This window comes from Spirosoma profusum (assembly GCF_014699005.1).
In the GTDB taxonomy this organism is placed as follows: Bacteria; Bacteroidota; Bacteroidia; order Cytophagales; family Spirosomataceae; genus Spirosoma; species Spirosoma profusum.
Window position 1 is genome coordinate 1 of sequence record NZ_JACWZY010000011.1, and the last position, 18,124, is coordinate 18,124.

Genomic DNA, 18,124 nt, shown 5'->3' on the forward strand with positions numbered 1-18,124 from the left:
GGCCAGCAGCCAGCTTACCTGGGGCTGACTATCGGGGCGGTGGGCTTTTAAGTGAGGAGTTGACTTCATCAGCAAAGCAGGAGTTAATAGAACGTAATTAGTGGTAAGGCTTACGGAGCCAGTATGGGTTGGCGGTGTACTGTAGCTGTAGGAGAACTAGGTTTGATTTGTACGCTACAGTACACGTATTGCAAAGGTTAATTGGCGCCCAGCCTTAACCGACTGCTAGCGCCAAACAAAAGTCGACCGGTGGCACCGTAGATCACCCGCATGGCCTGTGCCTGATACGTAGCTGGCAAACTTACAGCATGGTTGAGTGTTACTACGTCAGTTATCAATGGCACCCGGTCACACGACCACACGCTGGCGTTATTCCAGTCGCCTGCCTTCAGGGTAAACATACTCCCACAGCCGCCTGGATTCACTACGCTTAGAGGCAGAATGGTCGATACTGACCCACCTGCCGGATCGGTTGCCGTAATCGTCACACTGTAGAAAGCGCTGGTCGAGGCCGAAACAGTACCCGTAACGGTAGCAGGAGCAACAAAACTCAATCCCTGTGGCAGGCCAACCACTGATAAGCTGAGGCTGTTGGGCGTCTCGGCATCGGTGAACGTATTAGACGGGATAGTATAACTAAATGCCTGCCCCACTGTGGCCGATTGGGGTGGGATAGAGTTTTCCACTCTCGGATTCCCATTGGCACAAAAAGCCAGCCAGTTGTAACTAAAGGTAGCTTCACCAAGTGTGCCCTGTTGACTAGCTTTGAAGACAATCACCGGATTGTCGGTGTACACGGTTAACTGATACGGCTCATTGATGGCGACAGTCCTAGCTTCATTGACGACCGACAAACTGATGGGCTGACCGTAGGTAGTTTCAAAACTGACCGTGAAGTTGATCCGCCGTTCAAAGTAACTGATATGATTGCAGTCCAGCATCGTTACGCCAGTGATATCGAAACTGCGTTGTTGCACATTCAGCAAAAAGCTGGTAGAAGCCGATAAACCACCCGGATCAGTAGCCACCACTGTCACCGTAAATGGTGAACCTACTGTTGTGGAAGGTATACCGGTGATGGTGTTGGGGGAAACAAAGCTCAGTCCAGCGGGCAAGCCACTTACCGTCAGGGTTAGCGAATTCGGCGTTTCGGCATCGGTGAAGGTGTTAGGCGAAATAGTATAGCTAAATACGTTAGCTGCCACAGCCGATTGTGATGGAATGTTATTAATCAGTGTTGGTGCACAGTTCTGGTAAATCACGTTGGTATTAGCCGTCGATGTACACCCATTCGCTCCAGTGAGCGTCACTGAATACGTACCTGCCACACTGACAGAAATACTGGACGTAGTAGCACCCGTGTTCCAACGTAGTGAACCAGTTCCTATCGCCGATAGACTCACGGTTGGATTAGTGCAAGTTAACGTAGCACTAGAAGGACTAACTGTAAGTGAAGGTGGGGTATTGTTCAGCGTAATGGTAGTTGACGAAACAGCAGTACAGCTGTTGGCTCCGGTCAACGTAACGGAATAGGTACCAGCGTTAGTCACGCTGATTAACGACGTTGTGGCCCCTGTATTCCAGTGATACGTTCCACTTCCGCTTCCTACTGCCGACAGACTTATTGACGTAGTCGAACAGGTCAACGTAGCACCAGTCGGCGTTCCGACAGATGGAATAATACCGACAGTTGGCGGAGTATTATCGAGAGAGATGCTCGTAGAAGCAGAAGCGGTGCAACCATTGGTAGCCGTCAACGTAACGGAATATGATCCGCCAGTAGTAGCACTGATGGTGGACGTAGTGGCCCCCGTACTCCACCGATACGTACCACTGCCAACGGCACTTAAACTTACCACAGGGGTAACGCAGGTCAACGTAGCACTGGTAGGATTGATACTGACTAAAGGCGGTGTCTGATCCAGAATCACCTGGGCGGAAGCGGATACGCTACAACCATTCGCGCCGGTCAACGTAACGGAATACGTGTCAGCAATGGACGTACTGATGACCGGCGTAGCGGCCCCCGTACTCCAGCGATAGTTACCCGTACCAATAGCGGACAGACTCACTACCGGATTGGTACAGGTTAACGTGGCACTCGCCGGTGAAATCGTGAGAGAAGGTGGCGTTTGATCGATACTGATGCTAGCACTGGTCGTCGATGTACACCCATTCGCTCCGGTGAGCGTCACTGAATACGTATCGGCCACACTGACAGAAATACTGGACGTAGTAGCCCCGGTGTTCCAGCGATAGGTACCGCTGCCCACCGCCGACAGACTTACAATTGGACTGGTACAAGTTAACGTAGCGCTGCTAGGGCTGATACTCACTGTAGGTGCAGCGTTATCCTGACCTACCACCACACTCGCACTGGCAGTACAACCGTTCGTACCCGTCAGTGTCACCGAGTAAGTAGTAGCAGTGCTGACGGCAATAGTCTGAGTGATTGCCCCCGTGTTCCACCGATATGTACCACTACCGGTAGCAGATAGACTCACCGACGGACTGGAGCAGGTTAATGTAGTACTGGCAGGAGAAATGCTCACCACAGGAAGAGTCGTATTCTGATCCACCGTTAGGGTAGAACTGCTGGAACAGCCGCTGGCACTGGTAACGGTGAGCGAATAAAGGCCGCCTGCATTCACTAGCGCCGTGCCGGAGGTTGGGTTTTGGTTCACAATACCTGAACCACTAAAGAGGTAGGACGAACCGCCCCCGGCGGTGAGCGTTACGCTGGTCTGAGTACAGGTGATGGTGCCACTGGCAACAAGGCTAGGCGTAGGCAGGGGATTGACACTTAGGCTGAAGGCGGTCGAAGTAACACTACTACAACTATTGGCAACAATTACCGAGTAGCTGCCGGCCTGGGCCGTCGTAACGTTGGGCAGCGTGAGAGTCGCACTCTGCTGGGTAGCGCCCAACGAGATGCCATCTTTATACCACTGGTAGGTAGGACTACTACCACTGACTGAAATGGTCACGGTAACGGTAGCCCCTGCACAGATAGCCGTGCCACTGGGCGGCTGTTGAGTGATACCCAGACTGGCCGACGGAACCTGTAACTCATAAGCGCCCATGTCGATGAGGCCATTCTGGTAGAAACGAGGGTTTCCTGCCAGATCGGTAGATGGAGCACTAACGGCCGTGTAGGCACTGGTGCTGCCGGTGTTGATGGCTGGTGAGCAGGCGTTGAGCTGTGTATTAGTCGTAGACACGAAGGGCGAGACGGTAGTGGTTAGATTGCCTGGTCCACTGACATAACCCGTTACGTCTGGTTCAAAAAGGCTATAGGTTCCCGTTACTGTAGCATTACCTGGAGAGTTATGGATGGAATTGCTTCCTCCATTGTTAAAGAACACACAGTTAGTTAGTTGCGTATTGCTGTTACCAGGAAATGAAGAATATGATCCCTGGCTCCAGATCGCCCCCCCCTGGGCAGCAGAATTGTTGAGAAAGGAACAGTTCGTTAGTTGTGGGTTGGCATTACCCCTATCGAAACCATCATTTGTTATGGCACCACCAATGCTAGTAGAAATATTAGCCACAAAAGAGCAGTTGATAAACTGTGGGCTGCTGCTGGCATTAAAAGCATTCCCAGCATTCCAGATTGCTCCACCACCGTTAGCTGATGAATTGTTCATAAAGGAACAGTTGATGAATTGAGGGCTACTGATACTGGAATTACTACGCGCATAATTGTAGACTGCTCCTCCTCTGTTAGATGCAAAATTATTTAGAAACAAGCAGTTACGGACGATAGGATTGCAAACACCTCCAGCTCCGTTGTTAAACATTCCTCCGCCATCGATACTGGGCTCACTTCCAGCATTGGCATTCCCGCCGGTAATAATAAAGCCATCCAGTACGCCAGTAGTAAGGCCTATGGGGTTAGAAATGACATGGTAACTGTTGTTGGTTAAAGCGCCATCATTGTCAATGTCACCAGATAGAATTGTGCTGTAGCTGGTGGGCTGCCGCTCGGCTAATGTTGGGTTGCCACTGGCTGGAAACCCTCCATAAATGGCAACTCCATTTTTCATCGAAAAACTTATGTTCCGGACAGCAGTTGCCGTAGGCTTGTAGGTGCCAGCCGCCACCCAAACCTGTTCGACACCCACGGCGTTAATCATAGCCTGTACATCGCCACTGGCATTGGCCCAACTAGTACCGCTACCACTGGCCCCAGCTCGTACGTAGCGAATAGGTATAATCTCATGAACAACCAAATTGTAAACCGCGCTGGTACCCACGCAACCGTTGGCGTCGGTGGCCTGCACCGTTATGGAATAGCTGCTATTCTCTGTAGCCGTACCTGATAATGTACCCGTAGTGCTGCTCAGACTTAGTCCAGTTGGCAAAATCCCACTTATCAGACTGTAGCTATAAGGACTACTACCACCCGATGCGGTGAAACTCTGAAAAAAGTTAACTCCCTGAACTGCCGTAGTCGTCGTAGGATTGCTCACCAGTACGTTGGCGGTTAGGCTAGTCACGGTCGTGCTGGTGGTGCTGATACAGCCACTGGCATTGGTCACTGTCACCGAATACGTACCGGGGGTGGTCACGGTTCGCGTGTTGCCGGATCCCGCCAACACCGTCCCGTTACTGTTGACAAAGGTAAACGACGTACCACCCGAAGCCGTCAGTGTTACGTTGGTAAGGGTGCAACTCAGTGGACCATTGTTTGACAAAACTGCGGTGGCTGAGTTATTGACTGTTACGTTGGCTGTTGCGCTGGCTGACTGGCCATTATCGCTGACCGTCAGGGTGAAGTTCTGGCTTCCCGAGCCACTGGTAGTCAGAACTTGGCTGAGTACCGTGGTGGACGTAGTGCCCGTAGTGGTACTGGAGCCATTGGTGAGGGTGAAGTCATAGGCCCCCGTTACGTTGCCAATGGTGGCCGTGAACGTAACCGGACTCCCTGAACATACCGGATCAGGAGTTGCTGCAAAGCTCCCAATAGTAGGCGTTGGTAAAATCGCTTCAGTTGAAGAAGCCAGAACACCCAAAAAGAAAACATCACCGACTGAAGTTGCCGCAACCGTGAACGAATTTGCACCTTGAGTGACACTACCGGTAATATCAATAATGTCTAAGTCGATTCCAGACATACTACCGGCTGTTCCAGTGAGTCGGGGTAAGTCACCTACTACGCTAGCGGCTACGCCATCGGTACTCCGGGTACCGTTAAAAAAGTTATTGGCTGGGTTGAGATCATTCGTTTGTATCGTTCCATTTACAGAAAGTGCATCACCAACGCCCGTATTATCCCCTTCATAAGCAACAATACCTAACCTGACTGTTCCATTAATTACACCTAGGTCCGAATAGGTCGCCGAGTAGGGAGTAGCTGATGATACCCCCTGGAGACCAGCGTTTAGCGATAGTACCCGATATGGTTCTGAACTAGATTCGTAAAACACAACCATCGACCAGCCACCGAAAAGATTTGAGTTATTCAAATTCGCAAGTGCAATACAGGGAACACCCGATACAGTGTATGTACCACTCCCTTCAGCCTGTACGATAGCCGTAATGTCTTTTATCGCCTGGTAGCTATTGTTTGGACCAGTTACGTGATAATCAGAGATTAGACCGTTGTTGGTTGAATTGCCGTATTGAATGCTCACGGAAAAAGGCCCAGTGGGAGGAGCGGATAAAGTACCTGCCCAAACCAAATACGCTTTTTTGACGACTGCTCCGACCGGAATGTTTAGTTGAGCTGCCGTACGGGCGTTGGCTGCCGTAATGCTGGTGTTCGCTTCGGCCTGGCCAGCAGAGGGAGAATCCGAACGCCAGAAGACATCGGGAGACGAGTCGGCAGTGTTAGCGCCAGTTGCTCCTACAGTTCCGGTAAGAGGAGTGGGTGTACCAGCCGCAGCTTCCTGCCCCACCGGGCTGCCAATCAGAATAAAATTTCCTCTGTAGACGTCAGTATACCTCAGTGGAAGGGTTTGTCCATAAGCGCCATATAGAAGACTACAAAAGAGTTGAATTACCAGTAGTCTGTTCAATAAAGTAAAGAAATTCATACGTATTGGTTTTAAGTTGTCTACCTCAACAAAAAAGGTTTAAGCAGTAAATGCTTACATGCACAGACGAGTAACCCGACATTCCAGTTGAACACATAAACGATCTGATTGAGGCCGAAGCGATGAAACCATGTTTAGATTGTGTGGTTGAATCTCCCTATATTTAGATATATCAATGTGTGTAAAAATTGGGTTATACCGAATCCAGAACGTCTGTTGACAGAGTTAACATTGGTTTCTTTCCCAGCGGGTTCAGAAAATAGGCTAACAAATCAGAAGCTTGAGTAGAATTTATTTGATAGGTAAAGGAAACGGAGTCTATCATGTTATGAAGGAAGGATGAAATATACTGAATAAGGTAACACATTATTTACAATAATATCTGAATGGTAATAACACAAAAAGGCTAACATCTACTATAAATACTTACTCACGGCCTTTTATTCGAGCTAGGCTTCGACTCAACATCCCACAATCAGCAACCTTATAATTATAAGGGCATTACCGGCTGGCTTAAGGTAGAAGTGGGTCCGTTTCACTTTGATGGCTATGCCACTTCCACCATAACGGAGAACGATCTGCGCTTTCTGATGTGATTAATTGATTATCAGGAAAACGATACGACTTCGTTTTATTTAAGCCATTTGAATTAGTTACTCTGCCTTCGCCTTTTAGGAACCAGCTAATAGAGCCACTTTTCTTTGAAGGGCCGGGGGAAGTCACTGGTTTTGGGAGGGGGTATTTCTGCCTGGGTTCTCTGTCTTATACGCCTACTACGCATTCATTGAATACAATTCGCATCTTTGTAATACCTACTTAGTTTTCAAGGATCTCATTCCAGGACTAACAGAAGCTTGTGCCATTAAGTGTCCACCGTCCATTCGCCCTAATAAAACTTGTGGACGGACAACGATGGCTATTGTTCCTGATGATGGATTACCATCAGTTAACAAGATAATAGAGAACCTAAGTTGTGTGGTTAGACATAGAACAAAATGTTGTGGGTCATCACAAAACCCACTACTTTGAGCAAAAAGCCCTTCGCCGTCACCGCATGAATACGCCGGGGCCAATGACTCACCAACTGACTGATGTCGGTTTCAACGTGACGACGAGCCTGCTGGCGTAGCCAGTTGGTGCAATAATCATTGTCGCTTTGGCGGGAGTTACTGCGCCGGATGGGTTGAAAAGCTATTCCGGCGGCCTGGGCCAGCAACTCTTCCTGAGCATGATGGTTATAGGCTTTATCAGCATAGACGACACTGTCGGCGGCTAACTCAAAGTTGAGCAGTTCAAAGGCGATCTGGTCATGACAACTGCCCGGTGTAAAATCGAACTCGACAATACGTCCATCAGCCGCCGTGATCAGATGTACTTTGTAGCCATAAAAGTACTCACGCTTACTGGCGTTGTAGCCGCGAAATGCTTCGCCCTGGACTAACTGGCAACGGCTGATGCGGATGTTTTTACAGACAGGCAAGGGGCAGGAGTCAAGAGCAAACTGGGTATTTTCCGTTTTTGCCCACTGGCTCAGCAGCGCCAAAAGCTCGCATAAACGGTCCTGCAACTTATGGACTCGGCGGTTGAATTGAGAACGACTGAGCTTTTGGGTGATGTTGCGAGCGCGTTTCATGGCGCGCATAGCTTGCTGGCAGTTGCCACCATGGTCTAAGCAACCGATTAGGAAGACAAACAATACTTCGGCATCGGTCAACTTGGGCGGCTGGCCGTTGGCGGCAGCGCCCGTGGAGGTAGCATGATTGCAAGTCTTGAGATAGTCGTCTATCATTGCATACACGAAAACATCACGCAGGTCGTCCGTGTCGAAGTGGAGCATGGTCGGTAGTTTAGGTTTGGCGACTCAAAACTATTCAAACCATGCTTTTTTTGTTGGTTCACATCATACCACACAACTTAGGTTAGAGAGTAATATCACGTAGACCAAGACTGCCTCAGGGAGGATTTAATTGGTTAGGGAAAGAGGCGCAAATGGGTGTTTACTACAACCGTATAACTCACTTTGTAAACCTCATAGATACCACTACAGCAGTAAACTCAATGCTGAATTGGGGTGGTCCAGTTTTGCCGGATAGTCAACTATGCAAATTTTGATTAAAAGTTAAGTAATACTGTCTCTCAAATTGTTCAGGGCTCACATAGCCCAGTGATGAGTGCCGCCGTCTTCAATTGTAATAGCATTCAATGTAATCGAATAACTCAATTCGAGCATCTTCTAACGAGCGGAACGCACCGTTCTCCACCAGTTCAGCCTTTAGTCTCGACCAACAAGATTCCGCACCGGCGGCCCGGCATAAAGGCATTGTCATAGGGATCATCTGGCCGACTCATGCTTTGCTGTATTGCGTTGTCAAATAATGTCATTCGGAATGACTTGCCAATATACTGACCACCCCGGTCGGAATGCACAATGGCATTCTTAGTTAATTTTCTGCGCATAAGTGCTTTTTTCAGCGCATCATGCACCAACGATTCTTCCATATGTAGCTCAAGCTGCCATCCAGCGATCAGCCGGGAATATAAATCCATCCAGGCGGCTAAGTAGGCCCAGCCGCCATTGGCTAAGGGCAGATAAGTAATGTCGCCGACTAGTACCTGAGCTGGAGCTGTTGGCAGTGGCATGCCCAGCAATAAGTTAGGACTGAAGGGGCCATTATGGCAGCTGTCAGTTGTTGGAGGCACAAAACTACGCGGTTGAATGGCGACTAAACCTTCCTGGTACATGAGCCGTCGTACCTGATGGCGCCCGACCGAATAGCCCTGCTCTTGTAACTCAGGTGTTAATCGACGACTGCCGTATCGACGACGGTGATCAGCAAAACTATCCTGCATGGCCGTAATGAGCATTCTTTTCTCTTCGGATACTTGATAGCTCCGTCCTTGCCGATAAGCATAGTAAGCACTTCTACTGATATCCAATGTGTTACAAATTAGTTGAATGGGGTGTTGGGTACTCAGTTCAGTAACTAGCTTATACACCACAGTCAGGTCATCCAGCTGAAAATGGCCAATGCTTTTTTTAAGATCTCGCGCTCTTGTTCAACACGACGAAGCTGCTCTCGAAGCCGCTCGTATTCTTCTGTAGACACGGTACTGCCCTGTGGGCTGCTTGCTTTTTCATTCCCTTTCCAACGGTAGAGCAGGTTCTCGGAGATACCCAGTGAACGGGCGACATCAGCTAGGGTCCGATTTCCAGAGGTGGCTAGACGGACAGTTTCTTTTTTGAAATCCTCATCATACTTTCGACGGGATACCGACAGAGTTTGTTTTTTACCCATGATACGACTAAGTTAAGCACTTAGACTGTCCGGCAAAACTGGACCATCTCAGCTGGCAAGCGGATGAAGCAGAACATTGATAAAAGTATCAGAAATCGATTACAGGCCGATTTTGGCTATAATCCGGACACCAACCATATCCGTATCGAAAATCATTACAAATGGCCTGAAAATCGCTTTAAACAGCATCTTACGGTTGCGGATTTAGTAAATGTTGATTTTCAGAATACTGTTAAAGAAGACCTTATTAGAACTTATCAATCTATTGTGAAGACACCGACCTTGCTTTCATCAGTCAACATTAATAAACCTTCAACATCAGACTTGTACTTAATATGTGCGAAAGAAATCGCAATGGCTTATGGAATGAATTTGGAAGTATTATTTAAGCGTAGGCTTCAATCATCTAGCAATAATTCAATATTCAAATCATGGTTTATTCTTAATAGAAAGTTAGTTTCCGCTTTATCTTAAAAAAGAAACAGTAGTATCATCATCTAATTCACGAAATTCAATACCAGTTATACCTTCATTTTTTAAAGCTTGCATTAATGGTAGACTTACAAACTGAATAAGTGATTTATTTTTTATAAAAAAATCATATTTTTCAGCAAAAACATAGTTTTGTATTGATAGATCTTTATCCTTTTTCTTAGAGAAATTTCTCTGTGTATAATAATCATCAATATTTGAGATGCTAAGTTCCTTTGCACTAGCAATTCTTACTTCTTGTTCATCAGCAGATGGCTTATAATCTGCTTTATTAGTAGGTTGACAAGTAGATTCTAAAGAAAAATATTATCCGATTCTTCAGTAATAGTTTGAATTTTATAAGTAGATTCAGCAAAGTCGGGTATACTTTCTTCGCCCATTCTAAAAAGGTAATATCTTAATTTATTGCCTTTATACATTAAAAAAGCCGGATAAAACTTATGGTGCGGTACTTTAAATGATTCGAAAATATTTTTAAACTTTTCGGACACTAATAATCCATCATTAATAATTAGAAAAGTTTTTGACAATGCAGTTGAATAAACATCTAGCAGAATCCAGTCATATTTACGCTTACGATCTGCATATAGTTGTTTTAAAACGAAATAGTCAAACACTGGCACATTATCGGGTAGGTAATATGGTCTAAACTTATTGCTATTTTCCGCTTCGCTGTCATTATCAACCTTATGCAAGAATTCATAACCTTGCATACCTATTTCAAGATAAGCAGAAGGGTAAGTTTTCCTGTTTGTATCACCTTGCCGCCAAAGTTCTTTTTTTATTTGATAGAACATCATCTATATCAACAGTTATCGACTTATTGATTTGAATGGCCTTTTCATATATATCTGCTTAACCTTTAAAGTGATTGAAAACATCAAACTATCAGATAATTTAAAAATGTTTCAGTAAGGTTTCAGTGAAAAGAAAAAATCCCTTGTAAATGACTGATAAACAAATCATTACAAGGGATTAAGGTACCCCTAACCGTCGAAAACTCGAACAAACTAGTGGAAGGATTGCGGAGAATCTATGAACTGAAAGCAGTCATTGAGCCTGAACTTAGCCAATAATCACGGATAGAAAGCGGCGATAATCGGGGCACTCACATAAGTATTGAACCAGTTAGTTTGCCAGGCGGTATTCTGTAGTTCGAAATATTTTGTCACTTTCCAAGATAACTTTATACAACAATAATATATATTACGGACCTATAACGTTCTGTTCACTAAAGAGAAACTTTTACTAATTGACTTACCACGATGGGACATGAGCGCATTAGCCGTTTACCAGGCACTAAGAAATGGCGCAACATCGTGGATGAACTGACCGAGTTCTCATCAAAGAATAATAATGTAGGCTCTCTTGCTGATAAAACCGTCCGAAATGTAGCGGGTCAAATAGAGCGGATGAATCAGGACAAAGGAGTACTCGCCTCTTTTTCATACCTGCTTGTCCTGTTACATGCTTCGAAACAACGCGACCCACATGCTTTCCTACAACAGAATGGTATCTCGCTCTCCCCTTCTTTCTCCCTCTTTGAGTTAGCTCGGTCCATCAAGCAATTCAATCAGGCCAATTGCGATAATACAGAATATGCAACAATAGCATCGCAGGCCCTAATTGATACGGTCAGCACTTGGACTAAACGCGATCAAGAACAGACGGCGCTATTTTTCGGAGGAGAAGCAGATCCTTTTGAGCCTTGGCGGCAAGCAGCTGATGGTGGAGGATTCAGCGAAATATCCCGTATCTACTTTTCTAACTTTCTTGGACGCTATCTAAAGTATTTCCTCGAACGGGAAGCATCAGCATCTTTTAAGAATCTATTCGACCATAGCGACTTCGCCAAACGGCTCGATTCACATTTAAATGAAATATCAAAAAGCGCTTTTGAAACCACTAAAGTAACTCAGCAGTTTGCTGCTGGCTGGTACAATAAGAATGCGGCCAAGCAATTCCCAGACGCATCTGACATTCAAGGATTTGTCGGGTACGCATTAAAAAAGCTGAAGAATAACCTCGTGTTCAATCTCGATGCAGAAGACTGATACACGATACATCATACTTTGCGACGGTGTGGCTTTACCAGAACCGTTGGTTGGCGTATTACCTGATCACCGTATTACACGCCTAGCCAATCGAGAGGGACTACCTGGTCGGAACATGACTGTTAAGATATATGACTTTGCTTCACGGTTGATACCCAGAATGCCAGATCGAACTCGCGATCTTATCGAGATGGCCGCATTTATCTACGCTGCGGACCGGCTCATAACCCGTGGCAGACCTAACCAGGTAGAGTTTGAAAATTGGGCGCGTGAGCTAACATTCTGCATACCTGTGCGTGACTTAACTTATTGGCAACAGGATGAGGTTGTAAAGAGCTTAGCAAGTGCTTTGACTTTTGTGTCGGGTGACAAATCCTATAGTTTCTATTTTACAAAACGTATAAGTACAGATCCACCCACAAGCTTATTTCATGATGCCGATACGGCACCTGACTCGGTTGACCTAAAAAGTGGCTATCCAGTCGCCTTATTCTCGGGAGGATTAGACTTCCTGGCGGGAGTCGTTTCTTTACTGGCGACAACTGATAAAAAGGTTGTCATTACAAGCCACCGATCTAATCCTTCAACAGTCAAGGTTCAAAAGAGAGTCTACGAAGCACTCAACCGCGCCTATCCCGGACGTTTACTTTATCACCCACTTGAATGCAGTCTAACGGGAGTCAGAGCCAGCGAAGAAACTCAGCGAACTCGCTTTTTTCTATACACTGCCGTTGGTTTTGCGCTTGCTCAAGCTTATGGACAGGATGAGTTAAACATCTTTGAGAATGGCATCACCTCGATAAACTTAAGTAAGCGCCAGGATTTGATGAATGGACGAGCCAGTAGAACTACTCATCCCAAAACACTGGGTCTGCTTCAAAAAGTCTTTGCAGGTGTGCTTAATCATCCATTTATAATTAGGCATCCATTCATTCACCTGACGAAAACCGAAGTCGTCTCAGTACTTAAGCAATACAATCAACCCGATTTAATTGGTTCAACTCTTACTTGTACAAAAACATTTGAGAAATTCAATAATCGTACAAGTGCCTCACACTGTGGCTATTGCTCTCAATGCGTTGACCGACGTTTCGCGATGTATGCTGCGAAACTAGAGAAGTATGACACCGTCTACGATTTCGACTTAGCAACTGAAGCGTTTCCAAAAAAAGACGCTCAAACGCATGTCATCGACTATATGCGCCATGCGCATACATTCGCTACAACTCACTTTGATGAATTTTACAACGATTACTTAGATCCTTTATCTGATCTCATCGAATTCATACCAAATGAACACATAGAGGAGGAAGTAACAAATCTGCACCAACTTTATCTTAGACATGCTGGAGCAGTTGAGCGAGCTTATAGACGGATGGTCGATATGCATGATTCTATCTTCAAGCCGCCGTTAGCTAACTCGATTTATGAAGTCGTAAATGCTCGTCGTTTTCAACGTGACCGCGCTGAATGTTTAGCTGCTGACATTGCGCGGATGCTCAATACAACTATACCTATTGCGCTGGCAAGCATAACTGTAGGACATGAAAACGCTCTTAATGACCAAATTCAAGCTTTGTTAAGGCGGGACAGCGAAACCTATGAACGGGAATATCCAGCCGTTCGCTTCTCGTTTGCTACAGTTGTGCCTGACCATTCCTCAACAAGTGCCGATGCTGACCTTTTTATTGAAGCCAAGTTTCTTCGTAAGAAAACTCCCCCTAGTGTAATCACCGATCAGATTGCTGCTGATTTAATGAAGTATCCTGACGGAGCCTATAAGTTGTTTGTGATCTATGACCCCGAACGGCGTATCAAAGAAGATAACCGATTTAAGCGTGATTTTGAAATAAGGAGTAACTGTACAATCTGTATTATTCGTTAACTGGCAGACATCTTTTGAGTCCGTTTTACCGGCACCCAACCCAATGTATTGCTGTTCAATACGTTCGTCTACATAACCTTTCGACTAGACGATTTAACTCTGCTGTGGTTGCAGGTTGATAAAAGTAAACCTCTGATTGACTACTAGCAGTCTATAGTTTAAATGACTAATAAATGCATGAAATAGTAGGGAATGTCTGTTCTGTTGCTCGAGACGGCTATTAAGGCCAAGCCTGAAGTCTGTTATAAACTCTCATTGAGCGTTGATTTGCATCAACTTTCGACCCAGAAAACCGGGGAGCACATTGTGGGTGGTGTTCGGCAAGGCATTATGAGGGTAGGCGACACGGTGACCTGGAAAGCTAAACACTTTGGCGTATGGCAAACGCTAACTACTCAAATCACTGACGAAAAACCCTTTGATCACTTTGTTGACGAGATGCTACAGGGAGCCTTCAAATCCATGAAACACGAGCATTACTTTGTCGAAACGAACTATGGAACGTTGATGAGGGATGTGTTTAGGTTTGAGTCGCCATTGGGCCTGTTAGGTAGGTTCTTCAACCTGATCATCCTTGAGAATTACATGAAGCGCTTTTTACTTGAACGCAATCAGACTATCAGAGAGATTGCCGAATCAGGCCAGTGGAGGAGTTTTATCCCGGACGTCGCTTTATAGTCAGGTTAGCCTCAAACTGACAGACCACACAACTCAATAGGCAGGCTTTTGCTTGAAATTCGCTTGACACATGAATCGCCACGCTTATGAATTGTTATACAAATAAGTAATGCAATAATAAAATGACGTTCCGAGATCTCAGAGATGCCTATCTTAGTTTGCTTGAGGATTCAGCACTTGCAGAGCTCCTTTTAGAAACAGTTGACATTCCATTTCATAGGCGCACGTACATTAGAACCATCTTTGCCAGCATTGAGGGAAGCATCTGGTTAATGAAACAGGTATGTCTGGTCGCGGAAAAATCACCCGATTCCCCTGAAATGCCTGTAAGTGAGTATCTACTGTTATCCGAAACTGATTATTCGCTTAAGAGTAATGGAGATGTAAGACAACAAGCGAAGTTTCTTCCGCTGACCGATAATTTGCAGTTTGTAGCGAAAGTGCTTAACTATCGACATAGTGCAGGTATCAACTTAGGTGTAGGCACAAAGGGATGGGAGAATTTTCAAGAAGCTATCAAGATTCGCAATCGAATTACGCACCCTAAAAGCAGCGATGATTATGCTATAACTGATACCGAAATGCAACTTTGTATAAAGGTAAGCCACTGGTTTAACGACCTAACAAAAACTTTCCTCACTCGTCTGCTGATAAACGCAGGGCTTGATTCTACTAATGAGCAAACTGTTTAGGATAGTCTTCCAGTAATTAATTAAACCTGACCAGGATGGATGCAGTCAATTAAGCGACGGTAAACAAACGTTACAGCCCAGCATCGTAAACACCCTTCTGTAAGTCTTCCTCCAACTCCTGCTGTGTTTCTTCGATTTTACGCTGAATGGCAGGTAGTGGTTCAGGACTCAAATCGGTATCCAGAAGCTCTTGTTTCTCTCGCCCTAGGAGTAGTTTAGCTACCGCATTCAGCAGTGTAAAAAGAATAAGTAAAATTTGGGTTACTAGTTGGGTCTGATAAAGTTGACCAGCGTATATCCTTTGGAGAAGTTGCTTCTCAGAGAGGCTTTCGTACTGCTTAAGCGTACGTAATTGATTAATATAAAGCATATACAAATTTACCCACTAATCCATTGATAATCAATTTTGTACTTTTCTATTAGTACATCATAAACTGCATAAATTTTAGGTATTTTCAGTGACATGTTATACTAAAATAAAAGTATTAAACAGCCGATAAACGAGTACCGGCTGTATACAACGAAACTCACTAAAATCTCATTGATAATCCTAAACCAAATCTATACTGCCGCTTTTCGTAGAACTTATCAATCTTTTTGTTCTGGTCTACATCTGCTGTGGTATTAGCCAGACCAAGGTTGTATTCCACAAAGGCTCCGATATGGTTGGTAATCAGGTAGCGAAAACCAACAGGCAGATACAGAGTTACCCCGTCATAGCTTCGATTCCCCTGACTGGTGGACGGCCCAAAGCCGAAATTACTATCCTCTTTGCCATTCACCATAATCTTCCCTACCGATAAGCCGATGTAAGGATCAAATTGCTGGTAGTCCTCAGCCAGAAAGTAATTCACATGAAAGTTAGCCCGTAGCCCCACAAAAGTCGACCTAAACGTACTGGTATACCCCAACGTTTGGCCTCCTACGGTAATCTGATTACTTAGGGTCTGCCAAGAATGATAACCCTGAAGCCCCACACTAAACGCATCGGAAATAAAGTATTCTGCCGAAGCGGCTAAAGGGGTTCGTCCTTCATCGAAGGTAACGCCAGCATTGATACCGATTGCGCCTTTTTGAGCGAATAAGCCATGCTGAACTAAAACTAAGCCGAGAACTAAAACGGAGGTTATGATTGATTTGAACATGATTGTACGCTTATGTAAAGGTGAGAAAAACAAAGCGCGTAGGTCGTCACTGGTTCGCAAGGAGAGCAATACCAAGTAACGCCTACGCGCTGTAATCGAAGAATTGAATGAATCTGAGTAGAGGAGATTACTGCAAATACCAGTTCCTACCACTACCCTCCTGCACCGCATGAAGCAACGATTGACTAAACTGAAAACTGTTCACATTCCGGTCCAGGAACGTATCGACGTAGCTGCTCTTGACGGCTCCAGTGAACAGATTATACACGTTCCACAAGCTAATCGTCCCGTCCTCACTCCGGCAGAATGATTGATCCCGATAATAATCCCTTGCAATGGTGTTGATCTGCGAATCACCCAGTAGTAGCGGTTCAATCTCTTTTCGCTGTGCTGGGGGTAAATACTGATACAAGCGGCACCGACCAATAAGCTGAGCAAACTGGTGTTCAGTCAGGTAATAGCGAGTCAAATCCTGCATGGCTCTGAGGTGCTGACTGGCTCGGTACTGCTGAAAGAGCCGCTGAATGGATTGGACTAGTTGGCCTACTGATTTCACCCGAACATCAGCCATAAACCCGTCAGTCCAGATGCACAAATTCGTACACACTTTGTTTTGAAAGCCAATGAAGATCTTGAAGTGCTCGTCAGATCCTTTACGATTATGCATACTATCGAGGTTATACGCTTTCACCCCGCCAATGGTTAGGGATAGCGTATTGTCGCCTACTTGCTCTTGTATCGTGGGTATTTCAATTACAAAAGCAGCTCGTTCATAGTAGAGCGTCTTTTCCCACTCTGCGAGGTCTTTAGCGGCCTTATTACGCGCCGATGGTATTCTGCCTTTGATGGGGTGAGAAACCCGCACAGAGGGCTCTAAAATAGCCTCCTGAGGGAAGTAATTAAAGACGGTTTGATAGGCAGCTTCAATGAAATCGGCATGGGAAATCAGCGGCTCGTTGTCCTTGCTGTAGACGGGAATGATGTGCTGCTCACGAATCTCGTGAAGCGAAGTGGGCAGGGTGTTAGCTAAGATAAAGGCATTCTCAGACGAGGTTTCCAGCACTGGGTTAGCTTCGAGTTCTGGTGATGGCAAATAAAGCATGGAGGTTTGCATGATTGTGTTTGATTTAATTGGTTTTGAGAATTGATTAATGAGATGGTAATGGAAGGCCAGATAATGGCTTTCTGAGGGCAATAGCAGTAGCTAAGCAGCTCAAGGGCTGCGGTTTTGGGTTCGCATGAAATGGATTGGTCAAGTGAAACAAAAGGGCAATGAGGAAGCTGTCATCTGCGGGTGGCGGATGAAACGAAGGTCCAAGAAATCAGCGCAACAGAATTCCGGGGTGATGGCAGGCTTAGGAAGGTAAAGCCAGGAAAAGTCGTAGCTATCCAGCGTGATTTATTGCTGGATTAATTCGGAGCGGCTGGCTGATTTTAAGTCGAAGGGGGGGGTATTTTGTTTCTATTCGACCACCGGGGGGACGTCAACTTCCAAATGAGAGGGGTGGAGTCGTTTTAAACGCCTTACTGTCTTATCACACACGTTATAGTTTAGAAGTATAGGGGATATGCTGACAAAAGCTCAAGGATTAAATGTGCTATGATGGTTTATTGTATGAATGAAGACTGGTCCGTCAAGCGAAACCCCGTATTGGTTAAGGGAAAACGGCAGTTGGTCAAGACATAACCCAACCATTCTTTATTTTAACTAACTTCCCACTATTTACGACATTTTTGGCTCTATGCGATTCCTTTTACTTGTTTACTTAGTGGTGTGTCATTTGAAAACCTGGTCTGGCTTTGTCCGACCCAATGCAATCAATCCATCTTATTCATTTATACTA

At 45.5% G+C, this 18,124-nt stretch carries 14 protein-coding genes; 5 read left to right on the forward strand and 9 right to left on the reverse strand.

All coding sequences use genetic code 11. From position 1 onward, the window contains the following. Positions 1 to 197 precede the first annotated feature (197 nt). The 5 genes from IC229_RS14455 to IC229_RS14475 all read right to left on the reverse strand — a co-directional run bounded on the left by IC229_RS14455 (position 198) and on the right by IC229_RS14475 (position 9,334). Complete coding sequence (locus IC229_RS14455) at positions 198 to 6,038, reverse strand: putative Ig domain-containing protein (protein WP_190887705.1); 5,841 nt, start codon at positions 6,036 to 6,038, stop codon at positions 198 to 200. Between the two features lie 979 nt (positions 6,039 to 7,017). Further along, entirely contained in the window at positions 7,018 to 7,875 is an 858-nt protein-coding gene (locus IC229_RS14460; protein WP_190887706.1) for an IS982 family transposase, read from the reverse strand. A 346-nt stretch (positions 7,876 to 8,221) separates the two neighbouring features. Beyond that, the gene (locus IC229_RS36110) at positions 8,222 to 8,374 is read right to left on the reverse strand and encodes an IS3 family transposase (RefSeq protein ID WP_394355945.1); all 153 of its coding nucleotides are present in this window, start codon (positions 8,372 to 8,374) and stop codon (positions 8,222 to 8,224) included. Continuing rightward, positions 8,304 to 9,038: an IS3 family transposase gene (locus IC229_RS14470; RefSeq protein WP_190887708.1), complete on the reverse strand. Its 735-nt coding sequence runs from the start codon at positions 9,036 to 9,038 to the stop codon at positions 8,304 to 8,306. Before IC229_RS14470 ends, IC229_RS36110 begins: the two co-directional genes overlap by 71 nt. A 2-nt stretch (positions 9,039 to 9,040) precedes the next feature. After that, the gene (locus IC229_RS14475) at positions 9,041 to 9,334 is read right to left on the reverse strand and encodes a transposase (RefSeq protein WP_190887709.1); all 294 of its coding nucleotides are present in this window, start codon (positions 9,332 to 9,334) and stop codon (positions 9,041 to 9,043) included. Between the two features lie 63 nt (positions 9,335 to 9,397). On the opposite strand from IC229_RS14475, the gene IC229_RS14480 reads away from it, so the two are divergent. Then, positions 9,398 to 9,808 carry a hypothetical protein gene (locus IC229_RS14480; protein ID WP_190887710.1) on the forward strand — a complete coding sequence of 137 codons (411 nt, stop codon included), beginning with the start codon at positions 9,398 to 9,400 and terminating at the stop codon, positions 9,806 to 9,808. Positions 9,809 to 10,119: 311 nt separating this feature from the next. On the opposite strand, the gene IC229_RS14485 is transcribed toward IC229_RS14480, so the two are convergent. After that, positions 10,120 to 10,626 (reverse strand): hypothetical protein, encoded by a 507-nt coding sequence (locus tag IC229_RS14485; protein WP_190887711.1) that lies wholly within the window; start codon positions 10,624 to 10,626, stop codon positions 10,120 to 10,122. A 465-nt stretch (positions 10,627 to 11,091) separates the two neighbouring features. Here IC229_RS14485 and IC229_RS14490 point away from each other — a divergent pair, with 465 nt between their 5' ends. The 4 genes from IC229_RS14490 (at position 11,092) to IC229_RS14505 (ending at position 15,135) form a co-directional block, all read left to right on the forward strand. Next, the gene (locus IC229_RS14490) at positions 11,092 to 11,880 is read left to right on the forward strand and encodes a hypothetical protein (protein WP_190887712.1); all 789 of its coding nucleotides are present in this window, start codon (positions 11,092 to 11,094) and stop codon (positions 11,878 to 11,880) included. Positions 11,881 to 12,040: 160 nt separating this feature from the next. Then, positions 12,041 to 13,765 (forward strand): PD-(D/E)XK nuclease domain-containing protein, encoded by a 1,725-nt coding sequence (locus tag IC229_RS14495; RefSeq protein ID WP_190887713.1) that lies wholly within the window; start codon positions 12,041 to 12,043, stop codon positions 13,763 to 13,765. Between the two features lie 192 nt (positions 13,766 to 13,957). Then, on the forward strand, positions 13,958 to 14,443 hold the full coding sequence (locus tag IC229_RS14500; protein WP_190887714.1) for an SRPBCC family protein: 486 nt from the start codon (positions 13,958 to 13,960) through the stop codon (positions 14,441 to 14,443). Between the two features lie 122 nt (positions 14,444 to 14,565). Then, a complete protein-coding gene (locus tag IC229_RS14505; protein ID WP_190887715.1) occupies positions 14,566 to 15,135 on the forward strand; it encodes a hypothetical protein in 570 nt (189 codons plus the stop codon). Between the two features lie 70 nt (positions 15,136 to 15,205). On the opposite strand, the gene IC229_RS14510 is transcribed toward IC229_RS14505, so the two are convergent. The 3 genes from IC229_RS14510 to IC229_RS14520 all read right to left on the reverse strand — a co-directional run bounded on the left by IC229_RS14510 (position 15,206) and on the right by IC229_RS14520 (position 17,394). After that, positions 15,206 to 15,505 carry a hypothetical protein gene (locus IC229_RS14510; RefSeq protein ID WP_190887716.1) on the reverse strand — a complete coding sequence of 100 codons (300 nt, stop codon included), beginning with the start codon at positions 15,503 to 15,505 and terminating at the stop codon, positions 15,206 to 15,208. 160 nt (positions 15,506 to 15,665) lie between these two features. Further along, positions 15,666 to 16,280, reverse strand: a complete 615-nt coding sequence (locus tag IC229_RS14515; RefSeq protein WP_190887717.1) for an outer membrane beta-barrel protein — start codon at positions 16,278 to 16,280, stop codon at positions 15,666 to 15,668. Between the two features lie 127 nt (positions 16,281 to 16,407). After that, on the reverse strand, positions 16,408 to 17,394 hold the full coding sequence (locus IC229_RS14520) for a DUF3871 family protein (protein ID WP_223833997.1): 987 nt from the start codon (positions 17,392 to 17,394) through the stop codon (positions 16,408 to 16,410). Positions 17,395 to 18,124: the final 730 nt, after the last annotated feature.